The following is a 25,719-nucleotide window of genomic DNA, read 5'->3' as shown; positions in this document are numbered from 1 at the left end:
CTGATTCTCTATCCTTCTCCACGCAAAATCTGCAGCGGCGGCGCACTGATCACATCACGCGAGTTCCACCAACCAATCACCATAGTCAGCAGCACTACACCCCCACCGATCAACAACAGCTCCACCCAATCAAAAGCAAAGGTGATCTCAAAGAAAAACCGTGTCAGCAACCAGCCCCCACCCAACGACAGGATCATGCCCGTCAATGCCGAGAACAAGCCGAGCCACGCATACTCGATCAACGTGATCATCGTGATCTGACGTGTCCGCGCCCCGATCGTGCGCAGCAGCACGTTCTCTTTCTTCCGCACAAACTTGCTGTTGATCACAGCACCGGCCAATACAATCAACCCCGTCAGGATACTGAACAAGGCCAGGAACCGGATCACCAGTCCGAGATCGCTAAAGAGCTTATTGATGGTTCCCAGGATCAGTTGCAGGTCAATCAGCGACACGTTCGGATACTGCTGCACCAGCTGCTGCTGGAAACGACCGGCCTGTTGCCTGTCGGTGATGCGCGTCGACGTGACGTAAATCTGCGGCGCATTTTCCAGCACGCCCGTTGGAAACACAAAGATGAAGTTGGGCGGATCCTTGGGCCAGTCGATCTTACGTACACCTGCGAGGTATACCGTCATAGGAACGCCTTGCATGTCAAATACCAATGAATCGCCCATGGTGATGTCCAGCCGCTCGGCAACGTCTTCCGACACCGTTACCCATACAGAGTCCTTGCCGGCCTTCTTGTGCTGTACCTCTCCTTTCAATAATTCCTCGGACCGTGTCAGCGTGTCGCGATAGGTGATACGGTACTCGCGCGTCAGCGCCCAGTTCGACCGTTCTTTCGTGGTGTCGGCCGTCAGGCTTTCGATCGTCTTGCCCTTCACCTCCCGCAAGCGACAGGTTATGATCGGGACCACCTGGTTCACCTTCAACTGGTGATCTTCCATCAGCTTGATCACGCCGTCCCGCTGCTCGCGTTGAATATCAAAAAGAATGGTATTCGATTGATTCTCCTGGCCGGTAAACTCCACCTGCGACAGCATACTCTCCTGGATCACGTTCAACGTCGAGATAATAAAGGCGCCCAGCCCGATCGTGACCAGCAGCACACGCGTCTGGTTGTTCGGCCGAAACAAGCTCGACAGCGAATGCCGCAGCACAAAGCCCGCGTTGGTCGGGAAGAACCGACGCACCGCCCAAAGCAACCCCATCGCAACACCCGTCAGGGCGAGCAGCGCACCCAATAGCCCCAGGAAAAAGAACGTGCCTGTGAGCCAGCTGCGGGTCTGCCAGGCCGCGAACGCCAACGGAAAGAATCCGATCAGCGCCAGGGCCACGAGCTGCGTCTTGGAGCGCCGTTGCGCCGTACCTGACTGCGCGCGAAGCACTGTCAACGGCGGAACAAAGCGCACCGCCACCAGTGGCAACAATGAGAATAAGAACGACACGAGCGTTCCCAGTAAAAGTCCCAGGATCAACGGACTCCACGAAAAAGTAAAGCCCACCTCAAAAGGAATGAGATCTTTCAACAGCAGCGGCAGCACCTGGGTAATCCCAATCCCCAGCAACGAGCCGATCACGCTGCTAATCACTCCCAGCACAAAGATCTGAATGAAGTATATATTGAACGCCTGCCATCCCGACGAACCGATACACCGCAGCACCGCCACTTCCTCGCGCTTCTCGCCTGCATAGATATGTACCGAGCTGGCGACACCAATACAGCCGAGCACTAACGCCAAAAAGCCCAGCAACGAAAAGAACCGGTAGATAGACATAAAGCCCTCGCCCAATCCTTCCTTCCGCGATTGCACGGTATCGAATGAGTACCCCCGCTGCTTCACGACCGGCCCCAGCGACTCCTCCAACACCTTCGTGCCCGCATCGTCCGCCGTTTTAAAATAGCGTTTATAGGTCACCCGGCTACCATACTGTACCAGGCCTGTCGAGTCCAGCTCACGCAACGGAATGTATACCGACGGCGTAAACGTACTCATCACCCCGCCCCCGCCGGGAATCTTCTCCACGACACCGGCGACGGCAAATACACTATTTCCGAGGCGAATCGAATCCCCCGAGCTCACTTCAAATTGCGTGGCCAGCGAAGCATCCAACATCGCATAACGTCCTCCCTGCAGCTTGGCAGCCGCATCCACGGGTAGCGTCTCTATCTTTCCGTAAAACGGAAACCCCTCGGTCACCGCCACCAGGCGGATCAACCGCGATTCATTGGACCGCTTAAACAATACCATCGACGCCATGTCGGCCTCCGACGCCTGCGGCAGTTTCGTCGAGTCAAACAACGCCTGCAGCTCGCTCCCAAATTTCTTATCACCACTCACCGCAAAGTCGGCTCCCAACAACTCCTTCGCGTTGCGATCGATGTCGCCCTGCAACGTCTGGTTTAGCGAATCCAGCGCTACCACGGCCGTGATACCGGCAATAAGCGAAGCCGCGAACAGGAACAGACGCGAGAAATTATGCCGCGCATCGCGCCAGGCCATGGACCATACCCACCGGTCGCGGAACACCGGCCGCACCGTGCGTTTTAACTTGATATAGTATTCCATCATACCACCATGCGCCCTCCCCGCATCTTGATCACCCGTTGCGTCATAGCGGCGAGCTCCAGGTTATGCGTCACCAGCACCAGCGTGGTATTTTGTTCCTGGTTCATGCCGAAGATCAGCGATGTGACATGCTTCGCATTCTCCTCGTCCAGGTTGCCCGTGGGCTCGTCGGCAAAGAGGATCTTGGGGTCGGTCATAAACGCCCGCGCAATCGCGACCCGCTGCTGCTCCCCACCCGACAACTGCGACGGGTAGTGGTTGAGGCGCTTGGACAGGCCCACGCGGTCCAGTAAGGCTTTTGCCTTTGGGGCCACGTTGCGTTCGCCGCGCAGCTCCAGCGGCACCATGACATTTTCCAGCGCCGTCAGCGTCGACAGCAGCTGAAAGTTCTGGAACACAAAACCCACATACTGGTTACGCAGGTAGGCGCGGTCGTCTTCGCTCATGGCCTGTAACTTAAAGTCCATCAGCGAGATCGTACCCGATGTGGCGACGTCCAGACCGGCGCACAGCCCCAGCAACGTGGTCTTGCCGCTACCCGACGGCCCGATGATGGCCAGGGAATCGCCCTGCTCCACGGTAAAGGATACGTCGTCTAGTACGGTGAGGGAAGTTGAGGCGGTGCGGTAAGTCTTTGTAAGATTTTCGGCCCGGAGCACTACGTTCGGCATAGTTTTGAATATCGATTAGTAGCAATTAAGCGTTAAACGTTTAAAATTGTTTCAGAATCCTTAAAAACGTCAAGATTTACCATATGGTCGGAAGAATTGCCCTGTTTATTTCATGCCTCCTGTTATTTCAGGCCACCACGGCCCCGGTAACGATCCTTTTCTACGGCGACAGTCTCACCGCCGGCCACGGCCTTGACTCCCCCGACCAGGCCTTCCCCACCCTGGTGGAGAAAAAGCTCATCGCCCAGGGAAAGCAGGTCAAAGTCATCAACTCCGGTCTCAGCGGCGAAACATCCGCCGGTGGCCTCTCCCGCCTGGACTGGGTTCTCCGTCAACCCGTTGACATCTTTATATTAGAATTGGGTGCCAACGACGGCCTCCGGGGCCTTCCGCTCGACCAGACCCGCAAGAACCTGCAGGCTATCATTGACAAAGTAAAAATCAAGAACCCGAATGTAAAGCTGGTCATCGCCGGCATGATGGTACCGCCGAATCTTGGAGCAGACTATACCTCCAGCTTCCAGAAGATCTACCCGGAGCTGGCGAAGAAAAATAATGCGTCTCTGATACCTTTCTTGCTACAGGGTGTAGCGGGTGATGAGAAATTGAATATCCCGGATGGCATTCACCCGAATCCGGCGGGACATAAGATTGTCGCGGAGAATGTATTGAAGGTTGTGGGGCCGCTAGTGAAATAAAAGGTCACCTAAACGCAGCTGCCTCATATTGCACACCGACTAACCACAACCTAGATTTTTTCCGAATCATAGTCACCCGGAAGAAACATCAATTTCTCCACTGCTTTATCACAGTCTTTTGGATACGATCCGAAATGGGCCACATCCAGACATGATAAGAATCATCACCATCGAGTTTATCGCTACTGATGGTACCCAAGCTTTTGTAGCAAATATAGACGCCATACAAGCCCGACGGAAGATCGATATTCAGCGTCTCTCCTTCTAAATCAAAATCTCCTGACACAACTATTCCAGACCTGATCGCGATTGAACACGCATTGATATGATCCCAGTCCCTCATATCGATTTCAGGTTCATCGCTTTGGATTTTAACACAAATCTTCGCCTCATAGCTCCTCGCCGTACCAATGACAAAAAGACCTTCCGCGACACACAACATTGACGCTAGCTCTTCTTCATTCCACAATACTTCGGGATAGTAAAATCCGAATGCGCGATCTCCCACATAAATCTGCGAATATGCAACCGTTAGATTGCTCTCAAAGTATCCCTTTAATATTTCCATTGTTTCTTACGTTTATCGGAATTACTATAAATAGTTCTTCCGTCTTTCACTCCAATTATCGTAGGCAAGCAAGGTGCGACTCACAGCCTGTGCGATCGGCCAGGCGTTCGCTTCCAGATATTGAAATTTCTGTCACGGATAGCCATACTTTTGACCTTTGCTGTATTTTCTAGCCGGGTATAGGAGCTCCCTCCCACGTTGTCGCTACCACACGATGCTTTTGATGCCAACGCTTTACAAAATAATCAATATCCGCCAGATCACTCCCGATGATCTCCCGCAACCGTTCGCCATTCCTCGCCAGTCCACGTTTCGTGTAATATGACCCTATCTTGTGATTCCTAAACATGTAATGGTAATCCAGTATCGGAGGCCCGACAACGTCGTCCGATCTTAAACGCATGCTCGAAATGCTGTTGGGCGGAAGATGGAATTTAAGCCCATCCAAATTTGCGAGCTGCTCCAGCGACGCTATGTGCGGCTGTAACTTAAAAATATTCAAGTGAACCTGTATCCAACAGTCGCCCCTAATAATATCGACTGAAACACTCTCCAGTACACTCCCTTCGGTTAACCTGCATAGCTGATAGCTATAACCTGTATTTGGATACCAGCCAAACCAATCTGTCGAAAAGGGAGACCGAACAAAGCCCTGTTTCTCGAGCGCAGGCAAGCCAGCCTCTAAAAAAATCTTCTTCCGAATGTCGGTCATCTCCTTGGGAGAGGCCGTATAAAATAAGCCCATAGTACTATCGATTATGCTTCCACGCAGGCTGCCCGTTCAGGTCATTTATTTCACATACAAATGGCGGCTTTGTAAAATCCAAAGTGGTTCCATATTCCTAACATGAGCGTATTCTCATATCATTCCTCTCGTAAGCAATTCACAAACGTGCGCTTCACCTGTGTCGATTGGCGAAAGTACCCAATCCAGATGCCCGCTAAAAGCAACATAAAGATGAGCGATCCAGGAGACCAACCACCGCCATTGGGATCCTGATCAAAACTTATGACAGCAGTAAGCAACGGCATGCCCGCCAGTGCCGCATAAAAAACCGACGTTACGCGGGGTGTCGAGGACCGGTTTCGCTGAAACAATATCATCGACATTCCGGCAACGGGTATCAATATTGCGCCATATACCTGGTATAGCGCATACAGCGCGGCTTCACCATATTGTCCATCCTCTAACGCCGGCAACCAAAGGAGCCCCGAGAACAAATACGGATGCGTAAAGACCTGTACGACCAGCAAGATACACGTGACGAATAACGCATACCGTGCATACACCAAATTACCGTCAATCGGTCGCGTCCAGGCTGACGAATAGGCAGGTACCGGGTCGTACCGACGGTATATCCATACTGACAGCAATAGCGAAATCGCCACCGCCATCGCCAGCCAGGCCACCCCGGCTGCTGTAGGTGACGATACAGATTGACCTGTATAATTCGTATCGTATGTCAGGCTATACCACAGATTATCTCGAATTTCTTTATGGTCGTCTATATATTGCTGATATTGATCCGCCGGAACAGACGCTGCTTTTGTCTCATAGTGCGTCGTGATAACAACCTTCCGGTCCGCGTACCGACGTGAATATTGGTAAGCATACTGGTCGCGATCAATGCGCTCGCCTTTGTGTTCAATGGACCAATCCTCCGGCACATTGATTACGATCGTATGCGTATAGTTCAGCGGATAGGTCAACCGATACGGCGACGTCCGCTGGGCAAACTTCGACACACTGATCCGACTATCGATGGACTGTGCCGAGACATCACACTGCAGTACTGTTGGATTGTTTTCATCAGGCTTCCAAAACTTCGGAATCTTATAATACTCCTCGATTACCACAATATTGCTATCACGTTGGTCGGTGAATCCCAGCGCCTGACGTACCTCGATATCCGGATACGTATCGCCATAGAATTTCAGATATCGCTTCTGTATTTCATCCCGGCTGCTGCTGTAAAACTGTGACCGGGCGTCATCGGCCTCACCACCGGTATAGACCGTACGGATGGTAAAATTCGCAGATCCACCAATGCTGTCCAGGTCAATGGTCTGTGTTTCAGCGATGGCGTAAGGCTGCGGCTTATCCAGTGGCACAAAGTCACGGCTTTGGCCATCAATCACCAGGCCTTTGCCGTACTTCGGAAAGTAGTGTTGCCCAAAAGTACCCCCCTGACCGCGGATGGTCGCGTCGATGTAAAACGTGGAGTCCTTCAGCTTGATTTGCGCCACACAGTGGTCGAAGGCATACATGGAAGGTGCTGACGCCGACACTTGCCCCAGTTCGGATGTATGGACTAGCATGGGATAAGCCTCGATTCCGCGTGCGTTTAACAAGGTCGTTAGCAGCAGCGCCTTATCCTTACAATCACCAAAACGCTGGTTGTACACCTCTAGCGGCGAGTGCGGCATATGCGAGTTCAATCCTGTTTCGAAACCGAGGTAGCGTACCTCGTCCTGTACAAACCGGATCACTTCTTCTGCATAAGCCTCGGGAGTTGTTGCGCGGAATTGCGCTGACGCTATGGCGGCCAGCTTCTTTCGGTCGGCATCTTTTACCGTATATAAAGGTTTGGCCCAGTCCACAACCTCACCCCAGTTGGCAAAAGTTGTCATGGTTACCGACGAGAAAGCGGTGTACCATGTCGGAGTCCGATCTTCCGTCACCACCCCCGGCACCTTCGCAGCAGACCAGGTATAAGTTCGCTGGTCCGGTTGTGTGGTGATCGTCGGTTTTTGATCTGTGTTCGCATAGTGCAGGAATACCGGAAGCTTTTCCGGAATAACAATGCGCTGAAAAATGGACTCTGTGGGATCGCTGTAGGTTAGCGACACGTACCATACACCATGTCCGTGGTTGACGGGATTGTCGCCCTTTCGGGTGTATGCATATTCGATGACATCCCCCACCCGTACGTCGTTTAGGTTCACAACGGTTGTAAGCGTACCGTCGTATATAAACCGATCCATGCTCTGCTCGCGCTGTATGGTACGGAAGGTGTTCGGCATCTGCTCCAGCACCTGACCGTTGCGGTGAATGCGAAGCGTGTGTATCGTCAGTTGTTCGTACGTTGGATCAAACGAAAAGCTGACATCCGACATATCTTGTAACCCTTGGCTCGTGAGTATTTTGTAGGCATAGTGACGGTACCCTTCCTCCAAGTGAGCATGATCCTGTTGGTCTACCAACAGGTAATAATATCCGGCTCCCTGTCCCTCCGGCGGAACGGCAGCAGCATCGAAAGATTGTGGCTCCACCCAGCTACTGGGTGGCCGGACCATCACGTTGGAAGATTGCGCCAGCGAACTGGCCACGGGAATAAAAATCAGGCAAAACAGGCCAAAAAAGGACGTTTTCATGTCAGGCAGGTCGCAACGCAGGTTAGGAAATTGCGAATAACAAAGATAAACGCCGGGCATTTATCGCGCCTGGAAAAATGCGACTATTATTACATCGTCGTAAAAGTTACCAGGTATTCTTAAATTACACCTAAATGAAAGAGCAGAAACTACTTTCCTACATCGACCAGTTCTGCCACCTGGGCGCGCCATCTGTTTCGTTGCTTCGGGACTCACTTCAGTTCCAAACGTATGAAAGAGGGAGTACACTTTGGGATGAAGGCGGAAAACCTGAAGAGAAGTACTTTCTCCTGGACGGTCTTATCCGTTTATACTCCAGTAATGATCAAGGCGACGAGATCACCGTGCACTTCTCAGACACAGGAAACTTCCTGGCCGACGTTGACAGCTATAACAGTGGAATCCCGTCATTGGTCACCGCCGTGGCCGAGCGTGACACCGAAGTCATTGTTTTTTCCAGATCTATCCTGGAAAGATTTGAGAAAGAGATCGCGGAGTGGAGCGACCTTTTTAGAAGAATCACGGAAAAAGCGCTATTCGAAAAAGTAAAGATTCGATCTGACTTATTCCAACGCGAAGCAAAGGACCGCTATCTGGCGTTTCTCGAATACTTCCCTAACATTGCCAATCACGTCAAGGCTGCTGACATCGCCTCCTTTTTAGGAATATCCCAATACACCCTCAGCCACATCAAAAAGCAGCTTATGCAGGCCGACTTTTTGCGAAATAGCAAAAATTAGTTTCCGCCGACCTTGCTCCTTTGTAGAAACCAAAGGAAATGAAAAGCGTATTTGTAACAGGCGGATCGGGCTTTGTCGGGCGGAATCTCATCAAAAAACTAACGTCAGAAAACATCGAAGTATTCGGCCTGAGTCGCTCGCCTGAATCCGACCAACGGATCATCGAAGCCGGTGCCACACCCATACGGGGCGACATTCACAACGCCGACGTGCTGCGCACAGCCCTGGCGGGTATCGACACCGTATTCCACCTGGCCGCCGCCGTTGATTTCTGGAAGTCGCGCAAACAACTGTGGCACGACCACGTTGGCGGAACAAAGGTTTTGCTGGAAGCCGCCACGAAAAACAACGTACCCAATTTCGTTTACCTCGGTGCTGCCTCCGTGATCATGAACGGAAAGCCTATTCTGAACGGCGATGAACGAACGCAGTCCGATAATCTGATTGACGGCTATTCACGAACAAAGCTCGAAGCCGAGCAGATGATCCTAAAAGCAAACAGTCCCACACTCCGAACGATCGCCGTTCGCCCGCCACTCATCTGGGGCAAAGGCGACACCTCTGCCCTTCCGCAGATCAAGGCCGCCTCTGAAAAAGGAAACCTTTCCTTTATCAATGGAGGCACACATCTGATTGTTACCTGCCACGTACAAAATGTATGTCACGCGCTGACGCTGGCAGCAAAGTCAAAAATCGGAGGAGAAGCCTTCTTTGTAACCGACGGCGAGAAGCTCCAATTCCGTCAGTTCATCACCGATATCCTGAAAACCCAAAACATGGAGGCACCCAACAAAACGGTATCCCTGGGCATGGCACGGACTATGGCGAACATCTTCGCATTCATCTGGACTACCTTCGGGTTTAAAAGCACCCCGCCCCTCTATCCCGGTATGGTCAATACGCTGGGGCTACCCTTTATTGTTTCCGATGATAAAGCGAAAAAGCTATTGGGGTATCACCCGATCATTTCAGTGAAGGAAGGGCTTGTCGAGATGTTGCACAACGAACTCGTTTAGTCTCGAGAAAAGACACCGCCAATTCAAGCTTTCGTTTATCTCCCGAGTCTACAATTAAATAGTTAATCCACCGCAGTCAACATCTTTTCCAACGTTTTAAACAGATCGTCTTTTTCCGTTTCCTGCTGCGGCTCTAACATAACATTAAGAACGACATCCCTAACTTCATTACTCCAAACGAAGACGTCTAACCATCCCGAACTCCAAAAGTCAACATTACCCTCTAATACGTTAGAAATGAACTCAACTCTTGATAAGAATCCGAAATCTCCTTTTTCTTCAAAGGATTTATAAATCAATTCATACCCCTTCAGACCAGGCGATATGTTTTTCTTAAACCACTCCAGGTCTTTCATTTTTTTATAGCATCAATATCGCAGCTCCAATTTTCCTTTCTGCTATGCCTCAACTCTCAACGAATATGTACCACCACCATCAAACTCGAAACCCGATCGCAAACCCGGGGAAAAAATTAAACCAACATCACCTTCTTTAAGATGGCTGTTAATCTTCATCCAATATTCCGCATTAAAATTCTCAGTAAGTGTATACAATAACTGGTCGTAGTCAAAACTCTTAGTAAATTCAACAAAAGCAGTCATAGCTACCACAACCAGTAGGCCAGTATCGGACGAAAAATAACATACGCCCTTTGTTTTACCCATATTACTGTATGTCTCTTTTTTAATATTCTTAATCATAATTATCCGTCTGCGATCTTCACCTGTGTTCACAACTCCAAATGGAAAATCATTATAAGGAAAGACTTTTTGCTGAATATCCTGTAAACTATGTATATCCACCTCATTTAGTGATTTTCTGATATCATTTAAATACAAAGCATCTATGACAAGATACTCAGTATTTAGGCTCAAAAATAAATCCTCTCCTTTTAAAGAAACATTATTCATATCACAGCTTTCTAACCGATCCCATACATGGGAGTCAAGCTCAAGTTGACATCATCCATTTAAGTATTTAATGTAGTTAGTCAGCAGCCCTTTAATTTGCTCAGCGGCAACGGGGTTTGCGGAATGCACTTTGAATTCCAACTTAGTGAGATCAAGTCCAGACTCATAAACTAACCACTTGCCTTCCCATAATCGACTTCTTTTTCGTGATCCCAAAAATAAACTCGACCGAAATCATCCCCATCGCAAGATATACAAATCAAATTCCCAACCGGGTCATGGGCTATCGGCAACATATTTGATGGCATCCTCTTCTCTAGGACTTTATATACTTCAATATAGCTTCTGAGATTATCATATTCCCCTTCATATATCGCCAGAAACCAATCAATAGAAGATTCCGACATCTTTCCGTCCTCATCAAAAACGAATATATTCAGATCGCACTGTCCCCCATTAAACTCAAGCAAGTGCTCTTTATAGTCATCAGGAAATCGCAAACCAACAATTTTCTCAATCTCCTCTATCTGCAAAACATCCAATTTCGCCTCAGGTTGAAATATTGCTACCATATCAGACTCAGTTCGTTCCAGTTGGGAATTTTAAGAACCCGTGTTAACTAATATTCGCGATCTTCTCAAACTTCACACCGGTGAGCTTAGCTGCATGAAGAGCATTCTTCATATTTTCATTAACATAAATTGAAGCAGTAATTTCCCAAAACATTCCCGGCACACCAAACAAAGCCAACCCTTTCACTTTGGCAATCGAATAATGAGAAAGAATCATGATATCGCTACCTTCAACAAACATTGTTTTCACGCGATCCAAAACATCGTTTTCTTCTTTGAAACGTAAAACATAATACGTTCTTTTTTCATCGCCGCCATATACGTTTGCTGCTATCCAATCGATTTTTTCAGAACCTGTAAGATTATGTTCGATGACGTTGCGCATTTTAGGCGACATTAGTGGCCAACGCAAGCCATTCAACAAATAATCACGCCAAAGATCCAACCCGGTAAGATCATCACTTTTCACCAATCCCGATTTACTTGATTCAAGCTTTATAAGAGAAAAATCAAAAGGAAGTTCAGATTTCCCTGCTACTAATGCAATATTCTCATGTGCCGCAGAATACGCTTCAGGAGCAAATGCAGAAGCAACCGGATCTTTGGCTTTATACTTAAAATCTAATTCAAAAAAAATTCATAGCATGATACAAAAGTACAATCTATTTCAAACCTTCAATAAATCCTCTAAAATTATCGGCAACCAGATACAAATTCGAGTAATCTTGATCACTTGCCTTTCCATAATCGACTTCTTTTTCGTGATCCCAAAAATAAACTCGACCAAAATCATCCCCAGCGCAAGATATACAAATCAAGTTCCCACCCGGATCATGGGCTATCGGCAACATGTTTGATGGCATCCTCTTCTCTTGGATTTTATATACTTCAATATAGTTTCTAAGATTGTCATATTCCCCTTCATATATCGCCAGAAACCAATCAATAGAAGATTCCGACATCTTTCCGTCCTCATCAAAAACGAATATATTCGGATCGCACTGTCCCCCATTAAACTCAAGCAAGTGGTTTTTGTAGTCATTGGGGAAATTTAACTCTACAAATCTTTCAATTTCTTCTATTTGCAATAGACTTAACTTTCTTTCCGTCTGTGAGAATACTGTCATCGTATATTTTATTTAAGTTTTAATGTCTAAGGTCGCCACAATGCAAAACCTCCCGTGTGACCCGTTTGTGAATGGATACTTGTTTCAACCAATTGCATTCTACCCGTTGACTGATGGTGATGCCAGGTATAGCCCTTAGGAGTAGAAGAATATCCCGCTAAGCTATTGGCTGCAGCAAAATCACCACTTCGAGAGCCAGTTGGTCTTATAATAACATCATTTGGTCCCCCTCTGTACAGGTTTCTTGAGAAGTCTGGAAATCCGGTATCGTCAAATGGAACACCTGTTCTAGGGTGAGTTTGCCCTGCTAAATGACCATTTTTCAGCCTAATTGTCGGCTCTGGTTCAACAATACCCTTTGGCAGTTGTATACGTGACCAAAGTTTGCTGATACCTGCTCCAATCAACTTCCCCGCGATAGGAGCTGCAGCCCCCCAAACAGCACCCGTCAAAGTCTTTTGCGCACTAAACGCTGTTCCACCTTTTCCCTCAATAGTAGCGTCCCAAACCTGCTCGGTCAAAGCGCCCGCTGCTCCTGAAACTGCCCCCGCGCCAATGATAAAAGGGAGTGATGCACCTCCGGTGGCTATTGCAGAACCGACAATCAAATCAAATGTAGCTCCGGCAACAGCTCCTGATAGTGCTCCCCTCCAAACATTCTCACCATTCCAGGCAGCGATGCCCGCGCCAATCGCTGCTCCTATAATCGTACCGGCGATCTCGCCATTGGGGTCCACAGATACCACGGGGCTATTACTCATGGCCAGATAGGGGCTCCAATGTTGCCCCGCAGGATCAGGCACTAGCCACCGGCCGATAACGGCGTCATACTCCCGGGACTCAAAATGACTCCACCCCGTCTCCTTGTCCAACTCCGCGAACTGCCCCTGATAGGCATACCGGTACGACCGATCCACTGGCTTTAGCACCTGGTCGATGTCTTCGGTTGATGCCCCTGCCGCCAGCAGGCGGATCTCCGAATCGCTCAAGGCCTTGTCAAAGATATGAAGTTCGTCGATAGCGCCATGCATCGGCAGCACCACACCGGTCGCCGAATTCCTGGTCGCACCGATCACGACGTCGTTGGCCGAAGGCCCCGTACTCAGATTTGTAATGGTGGTACTATAACCGTTTGCAACACCGTCCAGGTAGAAACGGACCGACTTCCCGTCACCCACCACGGCCACGTGGTGCCAGTTCAGGTCATTGATGGCATAATCGTTGCCCGCACCGACGTTTACAATGCCCGCGTCGCCTGTCGTCGAGCTAAACCGCAGCGTATGGGTTCCATACTCATTGCCGTAGGTGTCGTAGGCAAAGGAAAATCCTTTTCGCGTGGCGGTTCCTGAGCTGCCGATGATCACACTCCGAGCGCTCAGGTCGCTCAGCTTAATAAACGCCGTGATCGTAAAAACGCCCGTGTTCTGAATGAACGAGAGGCCATCGGCCGAGCCCGGAAGCGTAATATAATCGTCCGTACCATCAAAATTATAGGCCTGGCTGGCGTTGCCGTCTCTGTCTGCTGTCAGTGTAGCGCCGGTAACTGTACCGTTCATGCCGCCGGCCTGATTCTGTGCGTCGCCGGCAAATGCATATTGCCCTTTCAGCCCCTTGCGGATGCTCTGCCTTTCAAGCCCCGCATCGGTGGACGTTGTCCGTAAGATATCGCCCCAGACGCCATAGTCGGTCGACTGCGAGACAAACGTTGTCGTGTGCGCTACACGGAAGTCGTCAAACCATACCTCCGTCTCCGGACTTTCATTGGATACCCAGACGTAGATGTATTTCCCAGCCGTTGGAACAACTACAGGATCTTTTAGAAATACACGTTCATGACTGTTGGGGATAGTCTCCTCGTTCATTCCGAAACCGGCCTCTACCGGTATGCGTACCCGCTTGGACGCCACGGCTGTCATTTCCGCGTCAAACACAATATAGCTGAGGTACGCGTACGGCAGTCCATTCACTGCTTCATCACTAAAGAAGGTGCTGCCCAGCAGGGCCTGACCGAATGACTGCGTCGCCTGTGACGTAGTCATTCCATCAAAGCCGCCGATAAAAGAAAAGTTATTGCCCAGCAGCATGGACAGCACCGTCAGGTCAAAGTTGCCGTGGTTATAGTCCTCCTTTTCTTTATAACGCACGTATGCTTCCGCCGTAACGGTGTCGCCGGGCGATACCTCCAACACAATGGCCGGCCCGGTAGCTTTGTCGGAAGCCTGTGTCCCCTGCGTGTCGTTCCAATACAAATAAGCCGACATCGAAGGATCGCTCACAGCCGTGGCGGTGGGCGACGTATGATTCATCCAATGATCGTCTTTTGCGGTCTCCTGCAGGTTAAGGAAATATTGTAGCTCTTCGACCCGCGGATTCTGAATGCTTTCCACCCCGCTATCTTCCATCGTTGCCGTATAGGTCGTAGCATTTTCACGTACCAATGCCCGGACGTTACCCAGATGATCGGTGACCTCGTACGCTACGCTACCTTCCTGCTGCGGATAGTATGTACCAAGCTTGCCCGATCCATACACCGGTGTTTCCGTTTCTACAACGTCATGCGTGTTACCCAGGGCTGGAATGCCCTCCTGTTCGTAAACGCTCAGCACATTTCCCGAAGCATCACGAATGTACCACGTTGTGCGGTTCTCCAGATAGTTGATCTTCGTCAGACGAAAACCGCGATCATCGTATTGATACTCGACTTTCTTATCCCCGGATCTTTTAAGGGAGTCGGAATACACAGCAACAACTTTACCGGAAACATCGTAGTCGACATATTGATCATCCCCTGCTGCCTTATCTTCACCGACCATCCGGCCTACTTTGTCATATTTGTAAGCGTTCGTGTAGCCGCTTACCGACGTGAGCTGGTTTTTGTTCGGTGCGTACGTGTATGTAAACCGATGTTGTTCCAAGCCTGCATCGTCATAGCGGTGCAGCGACTTGATATTGCCGTTGGCATCATACGACATGCCCGTGAGCCGGAACTTGTTGCCGCCCATCGAGTAAGTATTCAAGGTATTGTTTACTTCGGCCCAACTGGCGTCGCGGATCTGGTATCGATCGTCGTATTCATATAAATACATACCCGTCAGATCCGTACCTTCTGTGCCCTGCGCTTTGGCAGTACGCCAGCGTACCGATGTCGCCAATCCATTGTACATCGGTGTTGCCTGGTTGCCGGACCGCTCCACATCGGTAATGCGTACGTCGGTCTCATCGCTTTGCAACGTCATCCCCAGCCGCGTATTCTCATTTTTCCAGCGGTAGACAGCCGCCGCGTCACGTGTGACATTCGGTATGCGATACGTCTGTTGAGAAGCATCGGCATTGCTGGTCGTGATGTTTATCCATGTACCCGCCGGGCTTTTCTTTTCCCAGGTGATATTACCATTAACACCCTTGGATAATGCCATAAGTTGCAATGTGCCATTCTCGGGGGTATCGGCCCGGCGTACCAGGTCATATACCTTCTGTGGTTTATATTGCAACGTTTTTACGATCGGGACCAGGGTTGAAACATTATTGGGATCAAACAGTCGCTCGAGCTTATCAAACCCCAGGTAATTATTTTGCACCGACAATACCAGTTGCCCGTTATTGGAGTAGCCGGTAAAATCGGGAATCGTTGTCAGCGCGTTGTTTCGAAAATCCGCTGCCGCAAGCACCGGACTATTCAAGACTTCCTGTGGCAATGAAGTAAATGCGTTGTTATCCGCCTGCAGGTTTGCCAACGCCGTGCAGTTACCGATGGTCGAGGGAAATGCACCCCGGAAGTCATTGTCATGCAGGAGAAGCTGCGTTAGATTTACCCAGTTGCCCACGAAGGAAGGAAGCTCGCCCGACAAGTCGTTGTTGTATACGACAAGCTCTATCAGTGCTGTGAAGGCACTGTACGAAGCCGGTATACCGCCCTGGAAATAATTATAGTGCGCATGAATGTACCGCAGCTTGGTACATCCGACCAGGGCGGGAAGGGTTCCGCTGAATTGATTCTCATAGAGATACAACGACGTCAGCTGCGTCCAGGTCGAAAACGAGGCCGGAATCTCACCGGACAGTTTGTTGCGCCACACGATAAACTGGACGAGGTTCGTCAAATTCCCCAGCGAAGACGGCAGCGTGCCGCTCAACTGGTTGTTGGCAAGGTTCAACGATGTCAACGCCGACAAATCGCCCAACGAGACGGGTATACTCCCGGTAAGCTTGTTGCCATCCATCCGGAGCGTCCGCAACCGGGCCAGGTCGCCGACTTCAGCCGGCAACGTCCCCACCAGGTTGGCCGCCGGAAACGAAAGACCAATGATATCGCCGTTCTGGACCGTAACTCCCTGCCATGTTCCCATTACGGCGCTTGTAGCAGTGGCCGGCCAGGTACCCACTGTCGGCCAGTTTGTACGTTTGGTCCAACTGTCACCGCCCAGGTCTGTATATAACTTCTTTAATACCGCCAGCTCAACAGCATCGGGCACGACGTTGGTCTGTGCCATGGAAGGAATGTAAAAAAACAGGCCTATCAGAAAAACAAGCCGGGGAATAAGAGAAAGTAAGCGTGTCATTGTACCCATCATAACGCCTGATAATTACTTACAAGGATTTCAAAAGACTCCGGCGCCTCTTTGGCCACCGTCAACGTGATCCGGATACCGGCCGTCGTCCGCTCGAACACCGCCACGCCTCCAAATCCCTCCGCGGTGATTCTATACCGGGCCTTTCCCGGAAGGCTAACGTTGTCCCAGCCCTGCACGACCGATATTACCGTATATACTTTACGCACGGTGCCATCCGCATTACGCCATTCCAGGCGATCCGCATAGCTTATCAATGTCGTCGCTTCTTCAATGGCCTCTCCCTGCGAGGTATCAAAGGCACGATCCGAGCTCCACCGGATCGTATGCGTGGCGATGTCCTGGGCCGCGCAGGTTATCCCCAGGGTGGCCACCAATAAGAGGGTATATAAATAACGCATAGGTTTTCAGTTAGAGGGCGTCATGAGCGAATTAAGCATTTTCTTATACCGGGGATTGTTCGCGCTAAAATCCTTCATCGAAGACCCCGCAGGCTGCATCGATGGCTGAGGCTCCGGCGCAAATCGGATTAGCGGTGCATGATTATTGGCCGCCACAGACTGCTGTCCAAACGTGGTATGGCTTCGGTAAGGGTCCACCACGGCTACCGACGGGAACAGATTGTTCATATCGCTCTCATAGTAGTCGAGCACCATGCCGAACGCGTCATTACCATCATTACCCGGGTCTTGCATCGGATCGGGGTGGTTAATCTGTGTCAGCCAACCCTGGATATTGTATACAAAGTCGATCCCTTGCGTTTTACTTCCCAACACAATGCGCTTTAGCGGGCCATGGATATAATATTCGTAGGTTGCACGCAGTTTGCGCGTGCCACTCTCCTGCTCGCTTGTGTAGGCCTTGCTCAGACGCTTGTCTTTGTCGTATTCGTAGTGATGGTAGAATTCCTTCAGTATAGCGCCGGTTGTTGCCTTATAGGCAAAGCTTCCCGTATGCAGCACATTACCGAGGTAATCATAGCTATATGTCACCACAAACACCCGATCCAATGCTATTGGCTTTTGGGCCATCCAGGTAACCCGACCAAACTCATCGTAACTGTACCAAGTTCGGATATGCGCATTCTCTGTAGTCGACACCCCGCCGCGGACAAAACGTTGCGCATAATCATCGGCAGACAGATGTGTCACCGCAATAAACCCCGCAACCGTATCGTCGTCAGCATAGTCGTATCGAGTTTTCAGCCAGTCACGGGTGCTATCTGTCGGAAAGCTCACTTGTTTAGCAAACTCCAGCTGGTCAGACAGACCGGAACCAAATTTATACGTCGAGCCAATATACTCACCGGACTCCACGGGCCTTCCCAGCCGGTCATAGAGTGTATAGGAGAAATGTCCCTCCGCGGCCTGTTTGTCGTTTTGCGAAAACCGGATGGCGCCATCCTTGCGGTATAAATAATTCACAGACCCTGCATCCGGATCATGCGAAGATGTAACCTGTCCTTTAAAATCATAGACTTGCCATTTCTTATCGATCTGGCTATAGGGCGTGCCGGCTCGCCATTGTTTAAACCCATTCGGCGAAACAGACGAAATCAGCCGTCCCGCATCGTCATAAAAGAAATACGTAATATCCTTTAGATAGTGCGTATGCACAACAGAGACCTCGTAGCCCGACACAATAATCTTTACCCGGTAAAACCCGTCCTTCATTTGTATGGGTACTCCTGGCTGCGCATAATTATACTCAGCCGAGGTCGCACAGAGATCATTATAATAAATGCTGGCATACGATTGATCGGCATTAAAGGTCACAAGCGAGGTATTCAACAAATAAAAGTATGTAGAACGATTATAGTATGGCGAAGACGAGTTCGAGATGTTCGACGTAAGCGTATTGTCCACAGCAAGGTCATAATCCGTCGGTGAGCCCTGATTGGCGGTCATCAGCGTCCTTCCGGCTCCATCGACAATACTGATCGTGTAATGATGGTTGGCATCACGGCCCACCAGCACAGTTCCCTGAAGCCCCCGCACCGTCATCGTTCCTCCAGGCACAACGGAGGAGTTGCGTTTAGCAACATAATCATCCAGCTCGTGCACGACCGGGAAACGTCCCGTAAGTGTTTCATTACCTGATCCATTACGAAACCGGTGAGTTTCACCGGGACCGGCGGAAAATCGCACTTCGTTTGTCCCATCGTAGTAGTAATCGTTGCGTGCATACGGATACTGTGTTGCCGGCACATGCTTTTCCATCGTATTGCTGCTGCTGTAATACCATCCTACCGATCCCTGTTGGTTACCCGCCTTACCACTTATAAGATCATTGTGATTGAACGTATTGCCAGCGATATCTACAAAAAAGCGCCGCCTGTAGGAAAAGGAATTAATCCCCGTTGGCGCTGTCAATGTGCTTGCCACAGGTCGTCCAATACTGTCTTTTACAACTACGGATGTCAGCACCTGGTTGTATTCAAGCGACTTTGCCTGGCTTTGCAACGCCTCACCGGCCGGCCCGAAGTATGCTATGCCATGACTAACCAACGTACTATCGTCAAAGCCTCTCGTCTCAACCCAGTTCATATCCACCACGACCGGCGCTACGGTTACCGTTAGCGTCATGGACGGAATAGCTATAGGGCAATTATCGGGATTGACTACTCTCCCTTCAAATTCGTAAATACCGGCCGGCCTTGCAGGTAAGATATTATCAAAATATGGGGTTGCCAGCTGATCCCCTTCATACCACTTAAGATCTCCAGTATAACCCGGCACTCTCAAAACAATGCTATGGGATTCATCAATGGAAAGCGAGTCTGAAGATACAGGAAGAGAGGCTGGAAGTGGTTTCGCAGACCCCGGTGTCGGGTCACTATAACTCACGTTACCGTTCGGACATATTTTAAATAATCCCCTCAAAATGAACCCCGTCGGATTTAACCAACGAACGGTTTTTGAATTCGCTGTCGCGTTCAGTACCTCATAATGAAAGCCCTCCGAAGCAATAAGAAACTGTATCTCGACCGCTCCACATCCATGCGTACCGTCAGCTATGTACGTCTCCACGGTGCCGACACATGGATGTCTATTGCCGTTGATCTTAAATTCGGTTTGACCATAACAATGCGGCGTCACGAACGTCATGTATCCTATCACCAGCACGACATTGAAAACGATTCGAATAAACTTCATAAGCAATCTAACCATATCCGATATCATTTATCTGTATGTCCTTTGTAGTGATAGTCGACCTCCTGAAGTTTCACTGCTGCCCGGTCCTTTCCATGCCGAAAGGACTCACGCCAGGTAGAGGTCAATCTTCCCATGGCGTCGTACTCGTAGTGCATGTATAGATTATTATCATCCAGAATATGGGATACCATACCGCGGTTGTCATACACATAACTCACCATCGAAGCATCGGCCGGGTGAATCCGGAAGTCGTCGATATAGGCCGTCGTTTGTCCCACGTTAGCAAGTTGCAACTTCAACGTCGTGTTATTCAGCGCCGGGATAACCGTCCGGGCCATCGTGAATTCGCAAAGGTACCAATCACCCGCCCGCCGCCAAACATCGATAGTTATTGGGTGTTTGTCAATACTTCCCGGCAGAAGGTGCCACAATTCCAGGGAAGGCGTGTTTTTAGCGTATACCCAGAAGCTAACGATAGCCCCGCGATCTACGCCGCGCGCATCTTTGCCGGCATTGAAAATCTTAAGCTCGGTTAATGGTCCATTCCCCGCCGCAGCAATAGCCAGGCTTGCTTTTCCACTATGTGCACGGGAAGCATCCAAAGCACTTTGATCATAAGAAACACCACCATCGGTCGCTACCGTCGGAGCTTCGAATCCGGTATACACAAACTCATCATACCGGGCGTTCGCCACCATCGCCGTGGGGCGTTGCAAGTCTGATGTGAACCGTATGGCCTGATAATCGCCATTCATATCCTTGCTCTCCAACTCATGCGAATACACATCAAACAGTGAAGTCGAATCCCCGAGCTGCCAAACCGTCGGAATGATATTCGCCGTCCAGCTGGTAAACGCCGTAAAATTCGCCACCGGATAATTGCCTTGCTGATGCGCTACCGAGGGATCGCCAACAAATACATACCCGGCTTGCTTACGCCAGACGCCCGGCTGCTTCTGTCTGCTGAGCGTCGTGTTGATGGCGTCGATCTGATCTGTCCATGTTTGAGCCGTCGCAGAAAGAACTCCCAGATAGTTGTTGTTCGCATCAACCTTGTATGACGTGCTGCCCGCCAATTGCGTTAGCATGTTCTTGTTCCCGGAATTTTTTAGTTTGAGTCCCATCCCCACCGTGCCCGCTGCCAGCTGGGTTGCCGTCATTCCAGAATATTCACCCACCGTATAGGCAGGCTTAATAACAGTCATGATGCGATTGCCAGCGCCATCCCGTGTCACCGTCTTAATTGGCTGACCGCTGTAGTAGTCGAAATCGTGATTTTCCGTCGCTGATCCGATGTCGAGCTTATAGTTCCGGTGTGTCACTTTCGACACTGCGTTTGACCTATCAATGTGCCTTGTTATAGCATATTGCTGTGTATTGGAGAGCTCATGAGCGCCATCTTCTATGCTCTCGAAATCCCAGTCTTTTACTACCATATATTTATTAAATACCTGCTCGACTGTCCCTTGTCTTCTATTTCGCATCACCTCCTCAAATGGCTCGTTCACTTCATCGTACAGATAACCATACCGGGTCTCTTCCAGAAGTTTCCCATCTTTCGCAAATCGCTCGACCGCAAGCAAATTACCGACGTTAACCGCATCGTTTGTAATCGTATAAGCATAAACACCTGTCCCCTCACGTGTGATCATATCGTCTTGAAAAACTCTAAATTGATGACGGGTATAATTGTCGGCGGCCATCCCATCATACTCGTTCGTCACCGTCACGTACTCGTATATCGCTCCTGGGGCCGGCGCTTCACGGGAAAATAAGAGAACCGGGAAGTACAAAGCGTTTAACCGGTTCTGAAACTTCGCACGATCACTCATGGCTGCTACTTTCTCTGGCTGCCAGTCAAAACGTGAAGTCAGGTAATCAAAAAACTCGTTTCCTTCAGGAAAGTTAATCGATACAGCCTGAAACGGTTTATAGCTGGTAACACCCGACGAAGCTGAAGAGATACCGGCGTAGCCGTAGCGTGTGGTCCGGCGATGCCCATCAAATTCATCCGAATGGACAGCACTTACACGCACACCGCCGGCATACTTTGGGGTACTCTCGTCTTCGTCAACAACGACACACCCTGCGACAAAATGTGGCGTAACCGCCTGTAACAGATTCGTTCCGGGAATCAGCATGATCCTATTCGGAGCCAAAAACTGATTGAGGGTGCCTCCCTGTACAACAATATTATCCTGGTTGACCTCGCTTACACGGTCTGAGATACCCGAAGATTTGTAGAAATCTGAAAATGCACCGTCTTCATAAGAGGTCGTATTACTCATGATCAAGACATTCAGATTAATATTTTGATTAACCGAGAAAAAGTCTGCCAGGTTAATGCCTTTTTCTTTAAACGTAACCTTTATCCGATCCGTACTGATCCGTTCAATATTTTCAATGCTTAAAATTTCATCGTTATTATAAACCGACTTTCGGAATGTATTCGCCTCGTATTCCACGCTAACTTTTCCACCCGTGGGCAATGTTATTTCTGAAAGCGACCACGCATCGACATCCGCAGCGGACAATGCGGTAATTCGACGCATCCCGGTGCCGGATACGTAGTCGCTTTTATGGTACCCCCAGTCGTCGTACTTGCCCGCATCGGACTGGGGATTATTAGCATACGCAAAGGTCGTTGCAGGAAGTAAATTTTCACCTCCCAGCCCCAGTACGTGAAGTTCCTTCAGTGTAAGCCTTCCTGTACGCTCAAATTTTATCGCGTCACGTCCGGCAATATCGTAGCCTAATTCCTGACAGGTACCCGTACTTGCTTGATAGAATTTCGCATAAGGATCAATGGAATAAAAAGCCTGTTGATCATTAACATTACAACAGCTTGCCCAGCTTGTACAACCTTGTGGAACGTTGGAAGGCCATTCAAAGTCAAAACCTTCAGAAGAACATGTATTTCCGTCTGAGCACATGTATGGACTACTCATATCACTGACATATGCGATGTTATTGGCAACATGTGTAGATAATGAATAGTCCGTTTTAAATTCGATAACCTTCAGTGCCTTAGCCTTGAATTCAGAATGTTGACTTTCCAACAGGCTTATATCTTCATCATCCAGTACCAGATCCCCATTGTGATAGGTGACCGGAATATAATCCTGCGTTGAAATACTGACAGAGAGATCCAGACCGGGCTTTTTAGCGTTATCATACTTATATGATTGACCTGCATAGTGATATACATGTGGATCGTAGCTTGGCGCATTGTCGTATTTATCGCCGCCATCTTTCCTTATCGGAATACTCTCCAAATCTTTTTTATCATACAGATAGATAGCATCCAACTTAAGCGTACTGACGGGGCTTACCGAAAACGTCAGCGAACCGCGCTCTCTAAAATCATTGACCTCAGAACCATCGGATGTCTGCGGGTCGGTTTTCGTTCCGTTGAATTTATAGCGCATGTTATATTTCCGAGGGTTGCTCCCTCCCTCCAGTCGTGACGTAACACCACGGCCGTCGTTTCTTTTTGACTTAACAAAAAAAGCTTTATGTGATTTCGTTTCGATCGCATCCAGGTAATAGAGCTCTTTTATGCCATGGGAAAATGACTCAAACTCACTTTCAAAATCCGACATATAACCCGTATGAGGTGTACGCCATTGATACGCATTTGCCCATCTTCCATACTCAAACTTAACCCAATAGCCAAAGTCCTGATCGTCAAGTACGCCATTGGGGTTTCCGTTCGCTCCGCCCCGATCAACAAAATCCGGTCCGGTAATGGCAGTCAGCAACCAGGTATAAGCATACGGCTCATTATTTTTGATTTCGTTTATTGTTGCCGCACCCTTCAACGGCTTTTTTCGTCTGATGCGCGTGTATTCATTGTAACTATAGACCGGAAGACCGTAGTGATACGTCACACCACTTTCATTGGTAATCATAAAACCACCGATCTTCTCATCCAGATGGATGGTATATGGTTTTAATGAGGGATAACGGTCTGTGGCCTTATAACTATCAGCCGGTTTGACTGGATATGATCCATCCTTAAACAGCCCTCTCCCATTGCTTCGCGTGTTACTTTCGGGCACGGCAAGGCACGCCTCCGGCTGCAGGTAATCATTGTAAATATCCATCGTATTGCGCCGTTCTATTTTCGTCAGATAGCAGTCGATAAAGCCCTTTGCTTGCGCCGCGCCATTGCGAAGCTCCGCTGTCGTGAACCACTGAATATCCCGCGAGCCCGCTAACTTTTGACGGGTAGGCGTTTCGTCGTAACCTGTGTTGTCGGCATGGGCGCTTCCTACAGTCAAGGATATATCTGCGCTCCCGGTGCCGGAGGAGAAGCTTCCCATATCCATCTGCATCGAGTTACTGAAGTCGTTCTTAAACCGGAAGTCGAGCCGCTTACCTGGCGTAGGATTATGTAGTGATTTATAGTCTATTATTTTGTAATCAATGAGGGGGCCAGGAAGTGCCGGTACCGGGACTTTAAAATAGGAATTCTGACCATGCAGCGTAGCGTTTTCAAAACTTTGAGGCTCAATCACCCCACCAATACCTTGTCCGGTAACAACATATTGGTCTGTTGCTGGCAGGGTTCCCGCTGCCTGGCGAGTTGGGTCCGCCTGATCCCAAACCGTTACTTCTCTCGATGGCGTTAAAGTGACATTCGGTGTCGCAGGCAAATCGTAGATATCGCCAGTAAAGGAGCGAAACTCACCAAAACGAGAGTCGCCATTCGCAGGTTGCTCAACGCCTTCATACATGTATCGATCACTATGGGCCACGCTTCCTTCAGGATACAAGCTTCCATAGCTATAAAGGGCGTCGGACTGATCCGACCAATAGCGACAATAGAAATCCCGCAAGGTAAGACTGCCCGCGAACTTAGCGAATGGAATATACAGCGCCGTATTGGTTGAACTGTTTACAAACTGCGACATTCCACCCGCACTATTACTTCCGCCGCCTACCGGCAAGCCGGCAACTGTCATCGAAGTCTTCACGCCCGATGCTCCGATAGAAACGTCCATGCTGGCCGCGGAAGGCAAACTTCCACCACTAAATGCGTCGCGGATCATTGTTAGTTGTGGTCCCGGGGGAATGTTTGCTTGATCTGCTGCCGATACAGGATATGCCGCGGATGCAATACTGGCAGCGACGTTTGCGACATTAAAATTGTAGGATAAGCCTCCATAGTGGCTTGAACTAAAGCCCTTAAACGTATCCTGGGTTCGGTCAAACGTATAATATATACCTACCCCGGCCGCAGGGACGCTAAGTCCCAATGTCTTGCTCTTTACTGTCGTTTCTCCTCCATCCCAATAATCGTGCATCTCCCGCCGGGTATTGTAATTATCATCCGCGAAGCCGTTCACTGTACGATTGATCGCGCCGGGGTTCAACGTAAAGCCTAAGCCTACCCACGAAGCCTCCTGCCCAGGCTTGATTCCTGCGTGGTACGATAATGACATGGGATAACCACCGGCAGGACCCGGCACTTCCAAAAGCGGCATATTGTATACAAGCTCGCCCGTGGCGAGGTTGACCATGTCGGTCGTATCGACGGGCTCAAAGCTTGAGAACTCCGGTGCGCTTGGACCGGCCGTTAATGCCCACGACACCGCAGGTGCTACGATGCTCGTTAGCATCTCTAACAAAAAGAACACAACAAATGCCTTCAGCAAGATTCGGTTTCGGATCAGCTTCATACTCAGATGACGCCCACAGACGCCCGGTTAGGATAGAGAGATATAGTTATTCGGTGATGAG

Annotated in this window: 17 protein-coding genes; 3 read left to right on the top strand and 14 right to left on the bottom strand. The window is 49.6% G+C overall.

The features are described from left to right. Window positions 1-8: 8 nt before the first annotated feature. Window positions 9-2,576 (bottom strand): ABC transporter permease, encoded by a 2,568-nt coding sequence (locus K7P01_RS20475; RefSeq protein WP_267296443.1) that lies wholly within the window; start codon window positions 2,574-2,576, stop codon window positions 9-11. Continuing rightward, window positions 2,573-3,244, bottom strand: a complete 672-nt coding sequence (locus K7P01_RS20470) for an ABC transporter ATP-binding protein (protein ID WP_267296442.1) — start codon at window positions 3,242-3,244, stop codon at window positions 2,573-2,575. Before K7P01_RS20470 ends, K7P01_RS20475 begins: the two co-directional genes overlap by 4 nt. An 83-nt stretch (window positions 3,245-3,327) precedes the next feature. On the opposite strand from K7P01_RS20470, the gene K7P01_RS20465 reads away from it, so the two are divergent. Next, on the top strand, window positions 3,328-3,942 hold the full coding sequence (locus K7P01_RS20465) for an arylesterase (RefSeq protein WP_267296441.1): 615 nt from the start codon (window positions 3,328-3,330) through the stop codon (window positions 3,940-3,942). 88 nt (window positions 3,943-4,030) lie between these two features. Here the strand turns inward: K7P01_RS20465 and K7P01_RS20460 are convergent, their stop codons facing one another. The 3 genes from K7P01_RS20460 to K7P01_RS20450 all read right to left on the bottom strand — a co-directional run bounded on the left by K7P01_RS20460 (window position 4,031) and on the right by K7P01_RS20450 (window position 7,885). Continuing rightward, complete coding sequence (locus K7P01_RS20460) at window positions 4,031-4,510, bottom strand: hypothetical protein (RefSeq protein WP_267296440.1); 480 nt, start codon at window positions 4,508-4,510, stop codon at window positions 4,031-4,033. 169 nt (window positions 4,511-4,679) lie between these two features. Continuing rightward, window positions 4,680-5,255, bottom strand: coding sequence for a hypothetical protein (locus K7P01_RS20455; RefSeq protein ID WP_267296439.1), 576 nt, complete (start codon window positions 5,253-5,255; stop codon window positions 4,680-4,682). Between the two features lie 119 nt (window positions 5,256-5,374). Further along, window positions 5,375-7,885 carry a DUF3857 domain-containing protein gene (locus K7P01_RS20450; RefSeq protein WP_267296438.1) on the bottom strand — a complete coding sequence of 837 codons (2,511 nt, stop codon included), beginning with the start codon at window positions 7,883-7,885 and terminating at the stop codon, window positions 5,375-5,377. A gap of 134 nt (window positions 7,886-8,019) precedes the next feature. Between K7P01_RS20450 and K7P01_RS20445 the strand changes: the two genes are divergently transcribed. Then, window positions 8,020-8,625 carry a Crp/Fnr family transcriptional regulator gene (locus tag K7P01_RS20445; protein WP_267296437.1) on the top strand — a complete coding sequence of 202 codons (606 nt, stop codon included), beginning with the start codon at window positions 8,020-8,022 and terminating at the stop codon, window positions 8,623-8,625. 38 nt (window positions 8,626-8,663) lie between these two features. Next, entirely contained in the window at window positions 8,664-9,641 is a 978-nt protein-coding gene (locus tag K7P01_RS20440; protein WP_267296436.1) for an NAD-dependent epimerase/dehydratase family protein, read from the top strand. Window positions 9,642-9,703: 62 nt separating this feature from the next. On the opposite strand, the gene K7P01_RS20435 is transcribed toward K7P01_RS20440, so the two are convergent. The 9 genes from K7P01_RS20435 to K7P01_RS20395 form a co-directional block, all read right to left on the bottom strand. Then, window positions 9,704-9,997 carry a hypothetical protein gene (locus K7P01_RS20435; protein WP_267296435.1) on the bottom strand — a complete coding sequence of 98 codons (294 nt, stop codon included), beginning with the start codon at window positions 9,995-9,997 and terminating at the stop codon, window positions 9,704-9,706. 42 nt (window positions 9,998-10,039) lie between these two features. Next, on the bottom strand, window positions 10,040-10,552 hold the full coding sequence (locus K7P01_RS20430) for a hypothetical protein (protein ID WP_267296434.1): 513 nt from the start codon (window positions 10,550-10,552) through the stop codon (window positions 10,040-10,042). Between the two features lie 170 nt (window positions 10,553-10,722). Then, a complete protein-coding gene (locus tag K7P01_RS20425; RefSeq protein ID WP_267296433.1) occupies window positions 10,723-11,124 on the bottom strand; it encodes an SMI1/KNR4 family protein in 402 nt (133 codons plus the stop codon). A 43-nt stretch (window positions 11,125-11,167) separates the two neighbouring features. Further along, a complete protein-coding gene (locus K7P01_RS20420) occupies window positions 11,168-11,593 on the bottom strand; it encodes an imm11 family protein (RefSeq protein ID WP_267296432.1) in 426 nt (141 codons plus the stop codon). A gap of 193 nt (window positions 11,594-11,786) precedes the next feature. Further along, window positions 11,787-12,251: an SMI1/KNR4 family protein gene (locus tag K7P01_RS20415; RefSeq protein WP_267296431.1), complete on the bottom strand. Its 465-nt coding sequence runs from the start codon at window positions 12,249-12,251 to the stop codon at window positions 11,787-11,789. A gap of 26 nt (window positions 12,252-12,277) precedes the next feature. Further along, on the bottom strand, window positions 12,278-16,741 hold the full coding sequence (locus K7P01_RS20410) for a LamG-like jellyroll fold domain-containing protein (protein WP_267296430.1): 4,464 nt from the start codon (window positions 16,739-16,741) through the stop codon (window positions 12,278-12,280). A 77-nt stretch (window positions 16,742-16,818) separates the two neighbouring features. After that, a complete protein-coding gene (locus tag K7P01_RS20405) occupies window positions 16,819-17,220 on the bottom strand; it encodes a hypothetical protein (protein ID WP_267296429.1) in 402 nt (133 codons plus the stop codon). 6 nt (window positions 17,221-17,226) lie between these two features. Further along, the gene (locus K7P01_RS20400; protein ID WP_267296428.1) at window positions 17,227-19,404 is read right to left on the bottom strand and encodes an RHS repeat domain-containing protein; all 2,178 of its coding nucleotides are present in this window, start codon (window positions 19,402-19,404) and stop codon (window positions 17,227-17,229) included. Between the two features lie 593 nt (window positions 19,405-19,997). Beyond that, window positions 19,998-25,499 carry a hypothetical protein gene (locus K7P01_RS20395; RefSeq protein WP_267296427.1) on the bottom strand — a complete coding sequence of 1,834 codons (5,502 nt, stop codon included), beginning with the start codon at window positions 25,497-25,499 and terminating at the stop codon, window positions 19,998-20,000. Between the last annotated feature and the right edge of the window lie 220 nt (window positions 25,500-25,719).

Source organism: Parachryseolinea silvisoli (assembly GCF_021190955.1).
Lineage (GTDB): Bacteria > Bacteroidota > Bacteroidia > Cytophagales > Cyclobacteriaceae > Ohtaekwangia > Ohtaekwangia silvisoli.
The sequence above is the reverse complement of the archived record's forward strand: the minus strand, read 5'-3'. Positions and strand labels throughout refer to the sequence as shown.